Annotated in this window: 17 protein-coding genes and 1 pseudogene; 2 read left to right on the top strand and 16 right to left on the bottom strand. The window is 31.2% G+C overall.

Annotated features, from left to right (window positions below; all coding sequences use genetic code 11):
- Positions 1-3 precede the first annotated feature (3 nt).
- A complete protein-coding gene (locus tag ACWNMZ_RS24730; protein ID WP_449598950.1) occupies positions 4-759 on the bottom strand; it encodes an ABC transporter ATP-binding protein in 756 nt (251 codons plus the stop codon).
- Between the two features lie 444 nt (positions 760-1,203).
- Here ACWNMZ_RS24730 and ACWNMZ_RS24735 point away from each other — a divergent pair, with 444 nt between their 5' ends.
- Positions 1,204-1,827, top strand: a complete 624-nt coding sequence (locus ACWNMZ_RS24735; RefSeq protein WP_251628125.1) for a peptidoglycan-binding domain-containing protein — start codon at positions 1,204-1,206, stop codon at positions 1,825-1,827.
- A gap of 624 nt (positions 1,828-2,451) precedes the next feature.
- On the opposite strand, the gene ACWNMZ_RS24740 is transcribed toward ACWNMZ_RS24735, so the two are convergent.
- The gene (locus ACWNMZ_RS24740) at positions 2,452-2,667 is read right to left on the bottom strand and encodes a hypothetical protein (protein ID WP_251628122.1); all 216 of its coding nucleotides are present in this window, start codon (positions 2,665-2,667) and stop codon (positions 2,452-2,454) included.
- Here ACWNMZ_RS24740 and ACWNMZ_RS24745 point away from each other — a divergent pair.
- Positions 2,582-3,013, top strand: coding sequence for a CPBP family intramembrane glutamic endopeptidase (locus ACWNMZ_RS24745; protein ID WP_449598951.1), 432 nt, complete (start codon positions 2,582-2,584; stop codon positions 3,011-3,013). The genes ACWNMZ_RS24740 and ACWNMZ_RS24745 overlap by 86 nt on opposite strands.
- A 223-nt stretch (positions 3,014-3,236) precedes the next feature.
- Here ACWNMZ_RS24745 and tnpC read toward each other — a convergent pair.
- From tnpC to ACWNMZ_RS24815, 14 genes and pseudogenes are all read right to left on the bottom strand, one after another.
- A pseudogene (tnpC, locus tag ACWNMZ_RS24750) lies at positions 3,237-4,731 on the bottom strand (IS66 family transposase); the annotation flags it as partial.
- Positions 4,732-4,788: 57 nt separating this feature from the next.
- The gene (gene tnpB, locus ACWNMZ_RS24755) at positions 4,789-5,136 is read right to left on the bottom strand and encodes an IS66 family insertion sequence element accessory protein TnpB (protein ID WP_449598949.1); all 348 of its coding nucleotides are present in this window, start codon (positions 5,134-5,136) and stop codon (positions 4,789-4,791) included.
- Between the two features lies 1 nt (position 5,137).
- Positions 5,138-5,464, bottom strand: coding sequence for an IS66 family insertion sequence element accessory protein TnpA (gene tnpA, locus ACWNMZ_RS24760; RefSeq protein ID WP_251628118.1), 327 nt, complete (start codon positions 5,462-5,464; stop codon positions 5,138-5,140).
- 175 nt (positions 5,465-5,639) lie between these two features.
- Positions 5,640-6,731 (bottom strand): DnaA N-terminal domain-containing protein, encoded by a 1,092-nt coding sequence (locus ACWNMZ_RS24765; RefSeq protein WP_311297478.1) that lies wholly within the window; start codon positions 6,729-6,731, stop codon positions 5,640-5,642.
- A 356-nt stretch (positions 6,732-7,087) separates the two neighbouring features.
- A complete protein-coding gene (locus ACWNMZ_RS24770) occupies positions 7,088-7,357 on the bottom strand; it encodes a hypothetical protein (protein ID WP_016205235.1) in 270 nt (89 codons plus the stop codon).
- 505 nt (positions 7,358-7,862) lie between these two features.
- Entirely contained in the window at positions 7,863-9,581 is a 1,719-nt protein-coding gene (locus tag ACWNMZ_RS24775) for an LPD1 domain-containing protein (protein ID WP_251628116.1), read from the bottom strand.
- A gap of 65 nt (positions 9,582-9,646) precedes the next feature.
- Positions 9,647-10,651 (bottom strand): DNA cytosine methyltransferase, encoded by a 1,005-nt coding sequence (locus tag ACWNMZ_RS24780; protein WP_251628114.1) that lies wholly within the window; start codon positions 10,649-10,651, stop codon positions 9,647-9,649.
- A gap of 11 nt (positions 10,652-10,662) precedes the next feature.
- Positions 10,663-11,745 (bottom strand): DUF6094 domain-containing protein, encoded by a 1,083-nt coding sequence (locus ACWNMZ_RS24785; RefSeq protein ID WP_396953876.1) that lies wholly within the window; start codon positions 11,743-11,745, stop codon positions 10,663-10,665.
- An 80-nt stretch (positions 11,746-11,825) separates the two neighbouring features.
- Positions 11,826-13,625, bottom strand: coding sequence for a group II intron reverse transcriptase/maturase (ltrA, locus tag ACWNMZ_RS24790; RefSeq protein ID WP_016205239.1), 1,800 nt, complete (start codon positions 13,623-13,625; stop codon positions 11,826-11,828).
- Between the two features lie 800 nt (positions 13,626-14,425).
- Positions 14,426-14,833, bottom strand: a complete 408-nt coding sequence (locus ACWNMZ_RS24795; protein ID WP_251628112.1) for a single-stranded DNA-binding protein — start codon at positions 14,831-14,833, stop codon at positions 14,426-14,428.
- On the bottom strand, positions 14,830-15,489 hold the full coding sequence (locus ACWNMZ_RS24800) for a JAB domain-containing protein (protein ID WP_251628110.1): 660 nt from the start codon (positions 15,487-15,489) through the stop codon (positions 14,830-14,832). Before ACWNMZ_RS24800 ends, ACWNMZ_RS24795 begins: the two co-directional genes overlap by 4 nt.
- Before the next feature lie 46 nt (positions 15,490-15,535).
- Positions 15,536-15,895 (bottom strand): DUF6018 family natural product bioysynthesis protein, encoded by a 360-nt coding sequence (locus tag ACWNMZ_RS24805; protein WP_251628108.1) that lies wholly within the window; start codon positions 15,893-15,895, stop codon positions 15,536-15,538.
- A gap of 202 nt (positions 15,896-16,097) precedes the next feature.
- The gene (locus ACWNMZ_RS24810) at positions 16,098-17,234 is read right to left on the bottom strand and encodes a DUF418 domain-containing protein (protein WP_251628106.1); all 1,137 of its coding nucleotides are present in this window, start codon (positions 17,232-17,234) and stop codon (positions 16,098-16,100) included.
- Positions 17,235-17,332: 98 nt separating this feature from the next.
- On the bottom strand, positions 17,333-18,583 hold the full coding sequence (locus ACWNMZ_RS24815) for a replication initiation protein (RefSeq protein WP_084668800.1): 1,251 nt from the start codon (positions 18,581-18,583) through the stop codon (positions 17,333-17,335).
- Positions 18,584-19,755 lie beyond the last annotated feature (1,172 nt).

Consider the following 19,755-nt stretch of genomic DNA (forward strand, 5'->3'; position numbering starts at 1 on the left):
AAATCACTTACCACCTAAAGTCTCAAAATATATTTTCTCTAAATTTTTCAAAGAATTTTGAACGTCTATTATTTGTATGTTGTTCTTAAATAATAACATATTAAACTCTGTAAAATAGTCTCTCTCAATACTTACTAGGAGACTATCTTTATCTTTATTTATTATATGAACCTTGGGGTTAATTACTGGAAGTGACTCTCCCTTTATAATTAAATAGATTTTTTTGTTCTCTATTTTATAATCTATTGTATCAATAATTGCTCCACCTTTAATTATGACAACTTTATTACAAATCTCTTCTACTTCATTTAATAAGTGACTAGAAAGAATTATCCCCTTATTTTCCCTTCTTTTCTCTTCTATTATCTTTTTTACTAGTCTTACTCCATCAATGTCAAGTGCATTTAAGGGTTCATCTAATAATATTATATCAGGATTATGTATCATAGCACTAGCTACTCCCAACCTTTGTCTCATACCCAATGAATAGTTTTTAATTTTTTTTTCCAAATAACCTTTCATATCTAACTTATCAATAATAAGATCTAAATATTCCTCATCCTTTTTTCCTTTTAATCTTTGAATAATATTAAGGTGTTCTTTACCACTTAAATAAGAGTATAATTTAGGTTCTTCAATTAGATGACCTATTAATTCATTAGTTATTGAACTAATCTTATTACCACAAACTTCTATATTTCCACTGTTCTTCTTATAAATCCCAGTTATTAACTTAAATAATGTGCTTTTTCCAACCATTTGGTCCAATAATCCCTAGTACTTCTCCTTTTTGAAGAGTTAGATTTATATTTTTAATTATTCTAGAATTATTCTTACTGTATGTAATATTCTCTATCTTTAACAAATTATTATTTTTTAATTGTCCCAAACAATTCACTCCATCTTAAAATGTATTTTTCTACCTTTTAGTTTACATATTAATTTAAATTTTTCAATTAACAATTATATAATTTGAGGATTTTTATGAATTTTCAGAAAAAATATTGGTTTAAAGATGAAATTATGTTAATATCTTCCTTGTGGATGTGATAATTGGATTTCTGACAAAGTATAATACAAAAGGGAGGGAATAATATTATTCAATAGTTTATAACGTTTGCTATTTTTATTATAAATAAAATTAATATTGAACTAGTTATTCAAATATTACAATTCACTATTAAACTAATAAGGAGATTAAGTATGAAATCAAAAAAATTACTAGTAATAGCACTTAGTAGTACATTATTTCTTAGCACACTAGGAACTACATATGCTTCAGCTTCAACTTCTGCTTCAGCTTCAAAATTAGAAGAAAAATCAAATCAGAAAACAATTTTACAAGAGGTTGATACTAACATAGGAATCAACCAAGATCAAACCAAATATTTAAATTCAGAAGAAAATACTTCAATTACTCCAATGTATATACCTGGGAAATTTTGGGGTGAGTTATTAAAGGCCGTATTAGGAGAAGTTGTAAAAACAATTGTTACAGATAACTTCACTGTATTTACGAACTTTCTTTCGTCATCTGTAGGTAAATGGGGTGGAGATAAAAATGGGGATGCTTATGTAAAAGTAAACGATCATAGATTCACAGCTAACGTATCATCCAACATGGTTGGAGATGGTAAAGCAAACCAATCGGCTCGTGTAAAAGATCTTCAAGCTGCATTATATAATCTCGGTTATAATGTTGGTACAATAGATGGTATATGGGGCCCAAAAACTAAATCCGCATTGATTAAATTCCAGCAAAATAAAGGGCTCGTTGCAGATGGTATTTGTGGCGTTAATACTTGGAGGGCGTTAGCAGTAAAATAAACAAATTTTTACAGGAAGTGACCTTGTTTTTATTACATTGTTGCTCCCTGTAAACTTTTATAAATAAGAAAGTCAAACCAGCCATTTCCTATCATAAATATATATATAACTGTTTTATTACGGATATTTTTTCACGTTAGAAACAAAGCTCACAATAATGTACCCAATAAAATTACAATTTTCATTAAATTGAAGCTATTAATGAAAATTAATAACTATTGGAATATACGAGATTGACTTACCATCTAATAAAATTTATTATTTATTCACAAGATTTATTTTACAATTAACTTTAATATTGAAAAGAGTGATTCATATTTTTTTTAAAACTATAAAAGCACGACCAATTTTCATTTTATTTATCTCATTGATTATTCTATGGCAACTAATTGATACTATTTTTGAAACTATATTCCAATATCATAATAGCTTTTTAGATTCTGTTCTAATTCTGTTCATTTATTTATTCTGTTTTTTATGGATAATACTTACTTTTAAAAAAAATAATATTCTTATGAGCCCTATACTTGGGACATTTAATTCCTATAAGTCACTATTATATAGCATAACACTTCAATTATTAGTCACCATTTTTTCAATATCCAATCTATTTATAATAAATATCTATTTTATGGCTAGTAATGAAAATTTGGTACAAAAAGTATATAATTCAGAGAATATTTCTACTAATTCGTCGAGCTCAATACTTTCACTAATAACCGTAATCATCATTGCCCCAATCATCGAAGAGTTTATTTTCAGAGGATTTTTATTTAGTAAATGGACTGAAAAAATGGGAGCATATAAATCTATGATTCTCACATCATTAATTTTTTCCATATTACATATAAATTTCGACTTTATTGGCCTATTTCTAAATAGTATACTTTTTTGTATCCTGTATATGAAAACTAAAAATTTATTTATACCTATTATTTGTCATATGTTCAACAACTTTATAGGAAATCTGGGTAATTTAGAATTAATACCAACAAGCCCCAGCAGTTCGCAAGATACCTTAGAAAACTTTATTCATTTTATTACTAAGCTGTATAATAATATTCCATACTTCTTATTTTTCACAGTATTATTATTCCTTATTATTGTTTATCTATATACAAAGATTCTACCTAAAAATACTTGTAAACCGCCATATACTTCTAATCTCCAGAACACTGCACACTAAATAATTCCATTTTTTCTTTCCAAATCTCCAAACACTCTACAATTTGGCAGAAAATAAATGAGAGTTACATACCTTACTATTAATCTGTATAAATTTCTTTTTATATGTAAGCTAAATAAAATAGGGGATAACCTCTTTTGAGGCTCCCTCACAGAACCCGACTTGCTGATTTCCTTAACCGGTTGTATTTGGCAAGCAAAAAATGGTTCTTACGGAGGTTTGGTGACCAAGGATTTTGGATATTAGATTCTCCACCATACTGTATATGATGGATGGCACTGGCTCTAGCACCTTGCGGTGTATTACTGAATGAACAGCCATGCCTTTCTTCCGATCACTACTGACTTGATCGACCGTTCACTTCGATTATTATCGATTTCTAATCGACCATCCTCCAAAAAGGCTATTAGTTTATCCCATTGATTGAGGCAGTATGTCACCGCCTTGCCCATTCCACTTTTAGGGAGTACTTTTTGTTCTTGTATTTTTAGCCATGACAAAAAAGCGTCTAGTACTGGTTTGCTTTGTTTAAGACGTTGTTCAAAACGTTCCTTCGGGTCTAATTCTTTTACTTTTCTCTCAATGGCGAAAAGCTGATTACAGAATTGAAGACCTTCGGTTGCCGTTACCGGTTTTATGCTACCTGCTGGCAATGCCTTCAGAACGTCAGAGAATGCTCTCCTCGCATGGGACCAACAGCCCACAAGTGTGACATTCTCTACTTTTTGATAACCAGCATACCCATCAACCTGTAAATATCCCTTATATCCATTAAGGAATTTCTTTGGATTCTCACCGGCACGTGTTTCTTGATAATCATAGAGAACAATCGATGGTCCTTCTATTCCTGTCCTGTACTACCATAGATAGGAGTTGGAAGTAGCTGGACGTCCAGGTTCACTAAGTACCTGCAGGGTAGTCTCATCCGCATGCAGAATATCTAGCTTTAATAGAAGCTGATGCATTCGATCATATAATGGCGTCAACCATCGATCCGCACCATATATCATCCAGTTAGCCATTGTTTGGCGAGATAAAGCTAGTCCCATTCGGTGAAATTGCTTCTCCTGGCGATATAAAGGGAGTCCTTCTACATATTTTTGACTCATGATATGTGACAAAATAGATGGAGAAGCTAGGCTACCTGATATTACTGGTTTGGGCATTGGCGCCGTTTGGATGGGAGTTTCCACCGCTTCCTGTTCGCAATGACGACAGGAATACACATAGCGAACATGCTTCACTACTTTCACTTCAGCAGGAATATATTTTAATTCCTGACGGACTTCTGTGCTCATTTCATGTAAATTCTCATTGCAACATGAACACACCTGTTCTTCTTCGGATAAACGATATTCAATCGTTTCCACAGGCAGGTTTTCTACCATCAATTGACGGTGACCACGTTTCTTCCGAGAGTGGTAGGTAATGGTTTCTACTGTAGGTTCTGGTAATTCGAGGTTTGCTTCCTTTTCCGCTTCATTAAAAAGAGCTAATTCCAGTTGACCCGTAAGGGTTCTTTCGCTGGAAGCACCAAAACGCTTAGATTGATAAAGGCGAAGCTGCTCTTTTAACCAATTAATCTTGGCTTCCGATTCAGATTTTTCCTTTTCTAACTTCGCCTCTAGCTCTGCGTTTTGTTTTTCAAGAAGTTGAACGCGCTCGAGAAGTTCTTCAATTGTAGGAGTTGGGGTTGAGTGTTTTGTTTTCTTTTTCATAGGTTCTATTATACGAAAATACCGATGAATTGTCTCTCACTAAATAGAAGTATTCTATTATATGATGGTTCTAACCATCACCTCGAGATGGGCATGCTTTTGTTCTAGTGATAGTCCATCTAATAACCAGCGTAATTGTCGTCGAGTTATTTTTAGAGGAGTTGCGTTTTGGTCATCAGATGGCCATTGGAATTGGCCTTTTTCTAGACGACGGTAATAGAGCCAAAAACCATTTTTGTCCCAAAATAAAATTTTCATCTTATCTCTCTTTCTATTACAAAATACAAATAGATTAGGAGAAAAAGGATCTAGCTCAAAAACTTCTTGAACAAGGACAGCCAATCCATCAATCGATTTTCTCATATCCGTACTTCCTTTTGCTAGAAAGACACGATCAACAGTCACTTCATTCAACATGCTCTTTCAGTACCTTTATCACTTCTGCGAGAAGTGTTGAATTAAAGCCTGAAGTCACTTCTATGGAAACAGAGCCAACCTTGATTAGTAAAGATTCACATTGCGCTGTTGTAGGTTCCTCTATGATTACTGGAACCCAAGAATTGTTTGTTTTCTCGGTACTTTGATCTTTAAGCCTTCTCTTCCAGTATCCAAATTGATGATAACTAACCCCATTGTCCTCACACCATTTAGCTCGGGATTGACCACTCGCTTTGTAGTCAGAAATTCTCTGTTCCCATTCTTTGCGTAATTCTAAATTGGGTTTTTTAGTCATGAAAAAACCTCCTCCAATATTTATTTGAAGAGATTATCTCAAAGATTCTTCTATTTGAATATGTGGGAGGAGTTTGACGCTTACCATTAATTAGATAAGTTACCTTATTGAGAAACCGCCATAGGGAGAACTCTGCATTCCAAAATCATTACAGTTAGTGCTCTAATATTATTAATTAAACTTGCTTATAAAATTCATAATGGGAGAAATTTATATCTCTGATCCAACTACCTGCTTTATTCACCCATTCTAATATATTATCTTTATATCTTTCTTCTAGCCAATCCATAGCAAATTCGTTCGGTGCATAAATAGTTAAAATATTATTTTGAACTTTTATTAGGATATCTTTAAACCAAGTATCGAAAGAGGGTTTAGAAATATTTGCTTGTGCAGATTCTAGAACAACAGCTAAAAGCAGTTTTTCATCTTGTGTCATATTCTTTTTTAAATGTACCTCTGTTTCAGAATAGGTAATAGATGGGTCAACTTCTTCACTTTGAACTTTTTTATGAATATTTTTAAGTATATCTTTATATTGTAAGTATTTATTGTAAATCTCCTCATAATCTAATTGTTCTGGAAGGATATCCGCTTTGTTTTTTAAATGCTTCTTGGTAAAAACTTCGTGCTCTTTGCGTAATCTAGGAGGTAATCCTTCACGCTCTTTTTTTAGCATTTTCTTTACATGAGCAGGTGCGTTTTCAGGGATAATTATATTATTATCTCCCTCTATTAGCTTTTTAGATAATAAAGGAGTTTGTTTCCTGACTTTAAAAATAGGACTCTCTTCCATATTATTCCGAGACTCATTTATTACATTAAACTTATAGACAAAGCCGTAATGCTCTAGTATATCTAAATAGGTATGTAATGTTTTTCTTGATTTATCCATTTTCTCTGAAATCAATTCAAAATTGGGATACACATAGTCTTTTTCCCCATAAGCATGTCTTTTTAAATATGCATATAATCGTATGGCGTCTCCCAGATAAAATCCCCAAAAGTCAAAAAAATAGTTATTAAAAATAGTAAGCTCACCATCAATTGCTGGAATAGACTCTCCATGCTCGTCTAAACTAAAATTTCTAACTTGATTTTCCTCAAAGATCAATTTATCTTGCTCTGGGTAAAAATAGGTTTTATATTCTTGAGTATCCTCTATATTTATCAATTTACTTCTTTGCGTAAACATACCTGTATCTTTTAATCGAAAATACTTTAGTTTATCCTTTTTACCTTTTAAATTATAATACTCTTCTTCCACTATTGTTCCTCCTAAATAAACCCAAGTAAACAAATTAAAGAAGGAGTTTTACTTGCTAAAACATATATTTATGTTAAAATATTTTCAAGAATATAAGTTTAGAAAACTCCCGCTTTCACTCAATTAAACTACTATCAGTTTAGCGCCTGATAGTTTAATTGTATCTAGGTGGGTTTTTTTATTTTATCATACAAGCTTTTGTTTATGGATTAAACAAAAAGGGAAAAACCCTATGACAAAATACCAAATCGAAATTTGGCCTTTTCATAGGGTTTTTCCCTTTTGAATTTAATATTGAATTTATTAAAACATACTTTTTGGAATTATTCAATAGGATTAATTTCCAAAGATATTAATTATTTCAATATGATGGAATTTATTTCTCTTATTAACTCTTTTTCTTCATTAATTTTTAATAAGTAATCGGCTTGTTCCTTAGAAATTAGCAATTTTACTTCTTGGACTTTTTTACATCTATTTTTAGGTTTTTCTTGAATTATAGAAAGTAAAACACTAGATCTTATATTTTCATTACAATTTGTAAAATTTTCCTTTAACAAAGAATATAAAATCACATAATTATCTTCAGATGTAAAACCTATCCGTTTTAATAAGTAATTTTCCATCTTAATATCCCTCATTCTTATATCATCTTCTATTTATTTTAACTTATATATACAAACATTTTATAAATTTCTATAGATATCTCTCAATAAAGTATATAATTCACCAAAAAAAAGCTAACTAAACCAACGTTTACTTAGCTGTTATTACACTTTAGATATTAAGTAATAAAGTTCCGGTATACAGTGAATTTCTTTATAAATTTCCTATTCTTTTGTAACGCTAATGACATATTACCTATATTATAACCATTTTGAGGAAGAAAACAACTTTATTTTTAAAGTCCTTTGGACACTCCATTTATTTATTCACTCTTCAATTAAATTGGCTATTAGTTATCATTTTACCATCATCATAATAAAACTATAGTATAAAGTATATATAAAGAATAAACAAAATGTTAGGGTCTAAAGTTAGAGTTATAAAGAAGTTAATAGTAATTTTTATATAAAAAAGAAACCCAAGGTATCTTGAGCTAGATATCTTGGATTTCTTATATTTTTTGATTTATAATATGTCATTGATCTTTAATGTATCAAATAATATATCAAAAGCTTTATTTATTTTTTCTCGCTCTTTTCCTTGAGGAAAAGCAATCTCATCTGATGTCCCATACACTAGATAGTCATTACGTCTATTAGTTGCTGATAGTTTATCTGCAATGTAAGCTTCAAACGCCCTTGCAGCCATTTCAATAATATTACTCCAATATTTAGATTCATTTCCATTGTCTAACTCGATTGCATTTAGGTAATATTGTGATTTATCAGTTGGATAAGGTATTCTTTTAACTCTTTCTCCAGTAATTTTTTCATGATACCAAGCCATAGCCAATGCATATTTTTTAACTTCTCTTTTTGCCCTTCTTTTGAGTTTTTCTTTTTCTTTCTTTAGTGAAATTTCTGATGCTCCATAATACTGAGAAAAATCAAGTCTTCTATTTATGCTTTCTCGCTGAATAGTACATTCTTTTTTTATAGCTAATGCTATATCTCCGTTAAAACGTTCATAATCTCTTTTTAAAGCAACTCCTCTATAAGTTACATCATCTTTGTTTGTGTTTATGAAATATGCTGTTCCATTTCCTTCTCTTAAACTCTCAGATAAATATTCTAAGGCACTTTTTATTTGAGAAGGTATTTGTTCACCTAGTGTATTACATTCTGTTCCATATCCTCTACTACTTGTATTTTTATGACTTTTAATGTAAATGTAGTGATCAATGCTATGAAATAGCTCATGGGCGAGAATTCCTAAACAACCTTTATTTTTTGTCATATTAATAACTCTTGATAGAGCCTCATAAGTACCTAATGCATTTCCGCCTCTTCCTCTTGCTCCAAATGCTAGTCCAAGTGTTCCATCTAAAGATAAAGAAGTAACATCAATTTCAAGTACATCTGCTAAATCCAAAATTGCTTCTGAAGCTCGAACTAAATGCTCCATGCCTTTTTCATCATCCATATAATGGCCAAATTGCACTCCTCGAAATCCAAACAACTCCACCAAATCTTCTGGCTTTTTTACCGCGCTTGGTTTCCCACCTCTTCTATCAGGTCTTTCTGGTAATACTCTTTCCCATTTACTATTTTTCTTTTTTGTACCTTTTACGCCATTTTCCTTTTTCCCAAAGATATCGTCCCATGTATTTATTTTTGATGCTGTATTAATAGATGATTTATATCCTGCCCTCAGAAAAAATTTTAAGAAGCTTTTCCCTAAAATAAAGAAATTTGTATCTGATTCTTTATTTCTTTCTAATATAAGCGTTTTGGAAAAACCAACAATAAAGTCTGAAACATCGTCCCACTTTTTCACTTTATTAATAAGTTCTAAGAAACTTTGGATTGCTAACATAAAGTCTCTTCTTCCCTCTTTTGTTTGAACAGCGGGAACCTTATCTATTCTATTAATAATTAATTGCTTCAATTTAGCAACTCCTGGTTCTACACCATTTTCCTTCTCAAGCTTCAGAGAAAAAGATTTTGTTAATTCTCTTTTGGTTATTAATTCCTCTGAAAGAAGCGGATTAAGCTTTTCTATGTTTTCTAATTCTTCCTCAGAATGATTTTCCTGAAATCTTCTTTTTATTTTATCTAATTCTTTTCTAGAACCAGTAATAAAGTCTCCAACGTCATATGCAACATTCTTATCAATTTGCTTTTCTGTTCTTATTTCTTTAACTTTCTTAATATTAAGGTCAAAAATACTTAATTGTGAGTTCATGTTTATATCCTCCTAAAAAACGGATTAGAATATTAGATCTAATCCGTTTTTTCCATTTTATATTTTTAAATAATCAACTCTAATTGCCCTTTTGTATTTGTTAGTAAATCTTCTGCAAAATCCTCTTTTAGAATAACTTTAAAAATTGCTTCTAAAATTGGGACGACTATACTATTTCCTGCTAGTTCGTAAAGAGTAGCATTTCTACAACCCTTTCTAGAAGGGAATTGTTCCAAGATTAATTCAAAATCTTTATCATCAAAACCCATTAATCTCCATACTTCTCTTTCAGTTAGATATCTATATCCCACTTTATCTTTTAATCTAATAATTCCAGCGTTAGGACATCGATCTTGTCTTTCTGTTATAGTCCAACAATAATCTTCTATTACGGATAATCTACGTTTGTACTTATCCGTTTCCTTTACTGGGTTAAATTCTTCTATTCTACTCAACATACTTGGAACATTAACCAAATACTGAGAGCCAGTTACTTTATTCTCTAAAAATTCACTAATATGACGCATTGGGGTTCTTTCTAATTTATTGAAGTCAAATGCCTCTTTTCCAAAAATGGATATACAAAACACTCTTTCTCTTTGCTGTGGAATACCAAAGTCAACAGCATTTAAAACATCGAAAGAATTTGTGTATCCTAGTTTACGCATTTGTTGAATATAAGAGTTAAACGGGCCAATTAGGTCTCTATCTAAAACGCCTTTTACATTTTCCCAAATTACAACTTTTGGTTTCCACTTCCCCATATTTTCTATAATTTTAAGCGTTTCAAACATTAATGAACTGCGAGACTTAGTCTTTATATTTCCACCTTTTCTATATCCTGCCCTTGAAAAATCTTGGCAGGGAGATCCGTGGATAAGGACATCCGGCTTCAGATTCCATCCAACAACGGATTGTGGTTTATGAGCATGGTCATATAGAGCATTATAAGCACGTACTCTATTTTCTTTTATCTCTACATAATCTATAGCTTTATGATCAACCCCCAGATTTAATAAAGCTTTTCTTGGGGCCCCAATACCTCCGAATAATTCTAAAATTTTTATCATATCAATCACCGTCACACTAATTTTTTTATCATCCCATTTGGAGTTATTATCTTTACAGATACATCCCTCTTTGTTCTGGTTTTAGTTATTACAGTCTTGCTGCCATTGTCGTGATGTTTTACCTCTTCATCCACAATTTTAGAAACGGATTCAAGACCTTGTACTAAATGATAATTTTCGCCTTCACCTAGCTCACCATTAATCGCTCCGCTTGCTAATAATAAAGACAATTGCCCTTGATTAAGCGGCAGAATAGGTTCTCCACCTATACTTAATTGGCGTGGCTTGGTTCTATTCATAAAAGCTTCGAATCCTTTACTCTCTCTAATACTTTCAACAAAATCGTCTTTATTTGCCAATTTTGTATAAAATGTAGATAAGTTTTTATAACCGCTTGGTACATTCCATTTAAATTCTCTAGTTACAATCTGATCAATCGTATTTACATTCTTTAATATAAATTCCTCGGAATCCATTCTTAATAAAAAATCATATAATTTTTCATTAATTCCTTTATATTTTCCTGCCTTTTTTCTTCCAATAAAAATACACTGTTTATAGTCTTCATAATCCTCTTTTGCAAATCGCATAATGCCAACTTCATTAAAGTTAGTTGCTAAAAACCTAGAAATTTTTTGATCTGCAAAACGATATGAAGGAATAATATATATCAATATTCCATTCTCTTTTAGATATCTATAATTCCTTTCTAATTCAACCCATTCTTTTCTTTTGGCTGAAGAATCATCCATCCCCTTTAATGCAAAATCATATGGTGGATTAAGAAATAAGAATGACACAGCTTCATTTTGTATTACCATAGATTCTATAGGGGCATTTATACAATGATTCAAAATCTTTGAAGCGCGTTCTGCACGTCTTCTATCAAGTTCGACTCCATAAGTATTAATAAAAGTCTCTTCATTATTAAAGGCAGCTGCAAGTTGATTTAGAATCTCTCCCTCTCCGCAAGTGGGATCAAACCAAACACCACTACCTTCTACATTTAGTAATTTAATGATATATTCACCTTGTGTTTCAGGTGTTGCAAAAAAACCTGCTTTTAGTTCCGATAGGTAAGTCTTTGATGTAATCTCCGACTTTTCCCCCGGTTAGCACCGTACGTGAGACTTTCACCTCATACGGCGCCCCATCTAACTGGTTATACAGTTTACTAGTCTTTAATAGGTTGAAGTTTGCAAGCTTTACGAAGCTTGTTTAATTTCTTTAGTTGATATTCGTTTATATTCAACAACCTCATATATTTTTCTATAGTTTCCTCTTTCGTAGCATGAACCAAGATATGAGCAAATTTATGAAGTACAGCCAAATTTTCGTATTCGTCAGTTCCACCTAAATATATAGGTGTAATATGGTGGCAATGATAGTTGTGAATGTCTCTAGTTAGGTCCACATCTGTAACAAAACATTTGCCTTTACTGGCACTGAACTTTGAGACACGATTATCATTGTATTGAATGCTTCTTTTCTCAATGTAAGTTTTCGCTAGTTGTTGCACAGCTTTTTGAATGTTATACATGAGATTGACTTTACTATTTAGCTCTCTACCTTTCGGACTGTAGTCATTAATATCCTGTTGAAATTGTTTCACCACGATAGATTTCACCGCTGAAACAGGAATTAAAGGTACTTCTTTGATGGAAAAGGTAGTGTAATTGTATCTTTCATATCCTTTCACTTCACATTTGCCTGATTCACTAATTTTTGAAAGATTATTCCATATAGTTCGGTAAGTTTTGTAGGCAATTTCTTTCATATCAACGCTAACGTGCGATGCAGCAGAAAAGTAGTTATGAATTCCTCTAATATAAGAGTTGTATTCATATGCTTCTTTTCGGGTGTTAGAACGATATAGTGTTCTAGCTCTTTCGCGTAAGGATTGTATAATATCTTGTTTCTTTTTATCGCTGATGAAACTATGTGCTACGATTCTTTTTCCTTTCCTAACCCCTTTAATTTTGAATCCAAGAAATTCGGATTTTCTTTTGCGGAGATTAGTTATCTTCGATTTTTCTTTCGAGATATTTAAACCTAGTCTCTTTTCAAGGAAATTTTGTACTGCAAAATACCATCTTTTCGCTTCATTATATGAAGTTGTGATGATTTTAAAGTCGTCTGCGTACCTAACAATAAAGCCTTGCTTCATGTTTGTTTTGGTCTGCAAAAAGCGGTATTTACGAGTATCTTTACTTCCTAGTTTGCTAATGTCGAAGGTTTCAAATTGGTCACTTACCCAATGGTCGAGTTCGTTTAGAACGACATTTGAGAGTAAAGGGGAAAGTATTCCACCTTGTGGAACACCTTTGTTTGGTATCCCTTCACCTTCAATATTGGCTTTTAACATCTTTTTAATAATTGCCAGGAGCTTTTTGTCCTTAATACCTAAAGAAAATAGTTGTTTAATCAATTTGTTGTGATTGACGTTATCGAAGAATCCTTCAATGTCAATATCAACAACATAATGATTTTTCCCTACGTTTATAAGGTTTAGCATCCTTGCAAGAGCGTGATGTGTTGAGCGGTTTGGTCTAAAACCGTAGGAATGTTCAAAGAATTTCGCTTCACATATTGGTTCAAGTATCTGTTTTATGGATTGTTGGATAAGTCTATCTTCCATTGTAGGTATGCCAAGCGGTCTTTCCTTTCCATTAGCTTTAGGAATGAAAACTCGACGTACACTATTAGGGTGGAAGTTGGCTAACCTTTCTCGGATATTATTGATAAAGGTAGCTTCATCCATTATTTTATAATCTTTGATACTTAATCCGTCTGTTCCAACAGTTTTACTGCCCGTATTGGATTTGATATTTCTATATGCTAAAAGTAGATTGTCTCTACTAATAATTAGTTCATAGAGATTAGAAAATGAAAAATTTTCTTTTGATTTGGCGTATAGATTATCAAAAATTGGTTGCATTAAATAATATTCGGAATATCTTACACTATCATTCATTGGTAAGTTCGCTACTCTCCTTTAAAAGGATTTTGCCTACTTGTCCTAACCGATTGCTTACCCTAGTAATTTTCTGTTTAATTCCGTTAGACTAGTGGCCTTCCCTCCACAGTTTGTTATCCCTGTTTCTTCGGTACCATGCCACCACCATCACGAGTATTAACACACGTTATAGATTTGCTCTTTTCCGTATGAACGCTTCAAAAGTCTCCGAACCTCCACGTTACTCGCTTTCCACGTTCCAATCATTCCTATCTGTTCATATATACTTAGGTGCTTTCTTTACAACTACTTGCTGGAGCAACCCTTCTTTGTTGCTAAGGATTTTCATAACAAACATTCTTACTCATCCTCACAAGTACCGCTTTATACGGCGATGATTATTCCTAATCATCTAGGTTATAGTTGTGTACATTCGAAAGTTCGTCAGTTACAAGGACATTCTCACCATATATATTTTATAGACACCCGATTTATCGTTGAACCATTACATATAACAGCATTGGGACCAACTTCAATCGACTTTACCTAGCTTCACACCTCAAATCCTTCGGAGGGAGTTGACGCATGTAGGAGTCTTAGTGACTATGCTTCGGGGTGGTTAGTTCCCTCATTTCATAGTTTGGAATGACAGTTAGATATGAATTTGCAATCCCATATCCGAGCTTTTCACGACTTTTTTTAATGTCATTTATAGCTCAACGTGTCGCACGTTTGTTACCTATATGAGACATGTTATTTCCTCCTATTTTTAATCATGAAAAAACGCCCATTCTATTAGAATGAACGTTTACTCAATATTATCTTTCCCAAGGCATTATAATATCCTCTTGATGATAATTCTCCTCATATGAATATTTGTGATTATTCTCTCCATCATCATCAGTCTTCAGTCTCCTTTTACCTGAATCTAAAAAGACTATATCTTCAGCAATGATTTCAATTTCTGTTTTATTATCCTTAAATTTTGCTTGCAAACGTGCTGTAACAGCAATTAAACTACCTTTTTGTAAATTATTATGACAAGTGGTAGCTAACTTTTTCTCTTTAAAAGCTTTAATTGGAATAAAATCCGCCTCTCTTTCACCTTGCTGATTTCTATAATTTCGATTTACAGCAAGTGTCATAAAACAGACTGGATTTTCCTCTGTACCAGCTAAATATGGATCTCTACTCAAACGGCCGATTAGGTTACATTGGTTTTTCATGCTAACTCTCCTTTGGATTGTTTCGAAATTCCTTCCGCAACTGAAACGCACATTTTTTTACCCAAAATAATATGATCAATTACCTCAATATTCACAAGATTGGATATGGATACAAAATAGTCGAATAAAGAATAGTCTTCATCTTTTAAAACTGCATAACCTGCAGGTTCATTACTACAGACTACGATCTTCGAAGCGTTTCTTTTAATGGCTTGTCGAAAAGCCAAATGAACTAAGTCCTTATTGAGTGTTCTAGTCCCTTTAATAATATTTTGTCTGCCTATTACCACATTATTCTTATTTAAAAATAAAAGATCTAGTTGTGAATCCTGCTTATAACGAATGTCTCTCACATATTCAACTACATCAAATTTGGTAGATATTTTAAATTCTGATTGCCAATCAAATTTTGGTACCATATTTAAAATTCCATTTAATGCTTTTATTCTAAATAAAGTTTCCGTAGTTATTCCTTCTAAATTCAATAGTTCCTCTTCAGATAATTGAGAAATCCCACTCAAACCTAACTCACCTAAAATATCGATTGTTGAGTCACATACGTTTTCACCGACAATAATAGCCAATAAATGTGGAAAACTAGTATCATTCTCCCCGAAAAAATTTATATATTCCTTTGCGTCGTTATATCTACTCATTATAAATCTACCTCTCTTATTTAAATGTAAATGCCCTCATAGCTCTTTATTCAATATCAAAAAAATATCCCATTATTGCTTTTTTTAAGCGTTTAATTGTAGAAGGTTTTTCGTTGATAAGTGTACTAAAATGATAAACCTTATCGCCTTTATACCTCCACATTACTTTTGAGTTAATTCCTTGCTCTAAACACTCAATAAAAACTAAAAATTCATTAAAGGCATGTTCTTTAGACACTGACTTAGCTTTAAATATTCTTCGTTCCCCATCTGGCAAAATAATCTCGATACTATGACGAGAATGTAAGATTGGTTTACTAGCAATAATTTTTTCTGCTTTTCTTTTACTTTCCTCAAATACATTTCCTTGAAAACCTGGTCTCTTACTAATTGTTTCTTTCATCATTTTTCTTCATCCTCTCAATATATTATTTATATAAAACGCAAAAAAGCGCCCTGAGAGATGGTTTAATGAATTACACAAAAAGTGTAATACTCAATAAATCATCCCAAAGGACGCTGCGTTTAATATCGAAACTGCTAGCCAATAAAAGGCTGCTAAAATGTTAAAAATATAAAATAGTTACATTTTCATTCTACTATTATATCTATTTCTTATCAACCCTATTATAGGAAGGAGTCCTTTTATAGTAAGTTAACTTACGCCATACCGATTCAATGGGTCCTTGCTTATGTTTTTTTAACCACCAATTACTTAATAATATTTGTATGAATATTAAAGCTATAGAAAGAAAAACTAAATGACCAGGTGAAACTTGTGCATATAACTTAAATACTTTAAACATGAAAAAACAACATGTTGTTTGGAATAAATAATTACTCATAGATGTTTTTCCTATATTAGCAATTAATTTGAAATGCTTTCCTGTTTTTTTTAGTAATAACAGAATAGATAAACCATAAAATATGGACATGCTTATATTACCAAAAATTTCGGAAAGTCTTATTAAAAAGTAGGAGTCAGAATATATTATTGCTAATGTTTTTATTGCAATACCAATACTACCACTTATCACCCACATTAATTTGTGGATTCCCTTAATATTAGTAATCAATGCTTTATTTTTTCCTAATATCATCCCTAACAAAAACATTGGATAAATACTGCAGAACAAAGATGGAAGATTTTCTATAGAGTAAATCGTTAACCAATCAACAGTATTTTGTAATAATGCAATTCTTCCCCCTGTTTGATAATTAATAATCACATTTTGTAATAAGTTATAATCAACAGCTGCAATTTGATAATCAAATAACAGTATCTTAATTAATTCAAACAACATTGGAATCATAAATATACCAATCAGCAGCATCATAACACGACCAGGAACTTTATATACAGGAAGTAAGAACAAACCGATTACTGCGTATATCATGAGTATATCTCCATAAAAAATGAAAAAGGCATGTAAAAATCCAATTGCAAACAGTATCCATAATCTCTTTGAGAATAAATAGTAAGGATTATATCCTTTGTCTTCTGCGTTCTCCATAAAAATAATTGCGCTAAAACCAAAAAGGATAGAGAAGAGGGAATAAAAATTACCTTCAGCGAAGATAAATAAAATCGATTCTACTAGTTTATCAATAGGATCCATCCAAATACTACTTGGAGAGGATTCATATAAATGAGGACCACTTAGTGGTAATATATTTGCAAAAGCTATGCCTAAGATTGCAAATCCTCTTATAATATCAATTGAATGTATTCTTTCCTTTCTCATTATTCAGTCTCCTTCGCAAAAAAGACTACTCCAAATATTAGGTAACTTTGATTTACCTTCATATTTGGGGTAGTCCCATTGAGTTATTTTTTGTTATGTTATCTATTATATCGTTTCTGTAATTGTTCATCTTTTTTGGTTTTAATTTGATACATAATAATTGTTTTATATTTTTCCCATAATTCACTTGCAACTTTTTCACTAACGTTCATGAACTTCATGAAAAATGGAATTACTTCTTTTTCTAGAAAATAATCTGGAATTAATTCCTTACCAGGCGCATATTTTGCAACGATGTTTTGACGAGCAAGATTTAATAGAGATTCATCTATTTCATTTATATCATCTATTACTTCTTTGCTAGTATTTTCCTCTTTTCCTATATCAGGATCAACATCTTTATTTTCATACTTACTTTTTAACACTTTTGATATGTAATTCTCATAATTTTCAATGTCTCTATGCTTTATTTCTTCCAAAACTTCTAAAATTAATTCTATTCCATACTTTTTCCAGGATAGAATTTTCTTATCAGAAATAGCGATACCATGAATATATAGAGATTTCTTTACTGATTCAATAAATTCTTGTGCTTCTTTTGAAAGAGGAGTCTGTTGTTTAGGACTTTTTTTATGAATATTAAAATCTATTGCTACTGTTTTTCTACCTTGTTTGACTTCTTTAAAAGAAAAGTATAATTCTCCAGTTGCTTCTAATTCTTTTTTTGCAACATTTAATATTCGTTGTTTGAAATTCCCGTATACAGGATACTTATCCCCTACTCCAATCATCCTTTTAAGTTCATCTAGCTCTATTGTTCTTTTTCCAATTTTCTCATACTGTTTTAACAGTTCATAAACTCTCACTGTATATCCACTTTTTAATTTTTTTATATCATCAAATGAATATCCTGTAAATCTACTGTCTAAGCTAATTAAATAATCTTTAATTATTGGATTAAAAGAAACATGAACAGTACCATTATCATATATAATAGCGCTAAACCATGGAAACCATCCCATTTTATCATTAGACGAGCGAATCTTTATTCTTTTTCTTGTTAGATCATCAGCTAACTCTTTTACCTGACTATGATAATTATTTCCTTTAACATTCATGACTTCTGCAAATTCTTTAACAGTAATTGTGTAGTCTGGAAATTGGGAATCATTTTTCTTAATTTTACTAGCAACATATCGAATAAACTTATGCTCTAAAGTGGTTAATTCATTATCATAATAAGCCTCTATTAAATCATTAGACTGGATGATTAGATCATTTACTTTAAATTCAACTTGCTTTGTTTCTATCAAACTATCACCTACTAACAAGTTTGTAATCTTAAACAAATTATGACATTATTTTCAGAGAAAAGAAAGTGAAATATAACAAAAGATTATTAACTGTTATATTTCAGAATATTCTAATTGGTAATATCTTAAACTTGCCTACCCCAAATATGTCATAGTTCTGCTTTTTTCATAGATAACACTATCCCAAATATGTTATAGTTCCACTTTTTTCATAGATAACATTATCCCAAATATGTTATAGTTCCACTTTTTTCATAGATAACATTATCCCAAATATGTTATAGTTCCGCTTTTTTCATAGATAACACTATCCCAAATATGTTATAGTTCCGCTTTTTTCATAGATAACACTATCCCAAATATGTTATAGTTCACTTATTCCGTAGATAACACATCCCAAATATGTTATAGTTCCGCTTTTTTCATAGATAACACTATCCCAAATATGTTATAGTTCCGCTTTTTCCATAGATAACACTATCCCAAATATGTTATAGTTCCGCTTTTTTCATAGATAACACTATCCCAAATATGTTATAGTTCCGCTTTTTCCATAGATAACACTATCCCAAATATGTTATAGTTCCGCTTTTTCCATAGATAACATTATCCCAAATATGTTATAGTTTCGCTTTTTCCATAGATGACCCTACCCCAGATATGTTATAGTTCACTCATTCCATTGATAACATTATCCCAAATATGTTATAGTTTCGCTTTTTCCATAGATGACCCTACCCCAGATATGTTATAGTTCACTCATTCCATTGATAACATTCCCAAATATGTTATAGTTCACTTATCCAAAGATAACACTATCCCAAATATGTTATAGTTCCTTTTTCAAAAGACACTGCATCCCAAAAATTTTATAGTTCAATTATTAAAAGAAAAAACATCCCAAATATGTTATAATTCAAAATCTGAAAAAAGATAACATATTTGGGATGTTTTTTAGTAGTAATTTTTAAGAGCGTATTAAATATATTTTTTAATAAAAAATATATGCATATCATTATGATTTTAAAGATCCTGTGGACTCGAGTAATTTAAGAAATGCAATTTATAAAAGATGTCTTTAAATTATCAACTAAATGTAACGTGCTTAAATATCATTTGTTCATTTGATCCCAAAATTGTTATACTTTATCCCAAAAACGTTATTTTTTATCCCAAATATGATATATTTACTATCATTAAACACAGAT

This window comes from Niallia sp. Marseille-Q9988 (genome assembly GCF_976954375.1).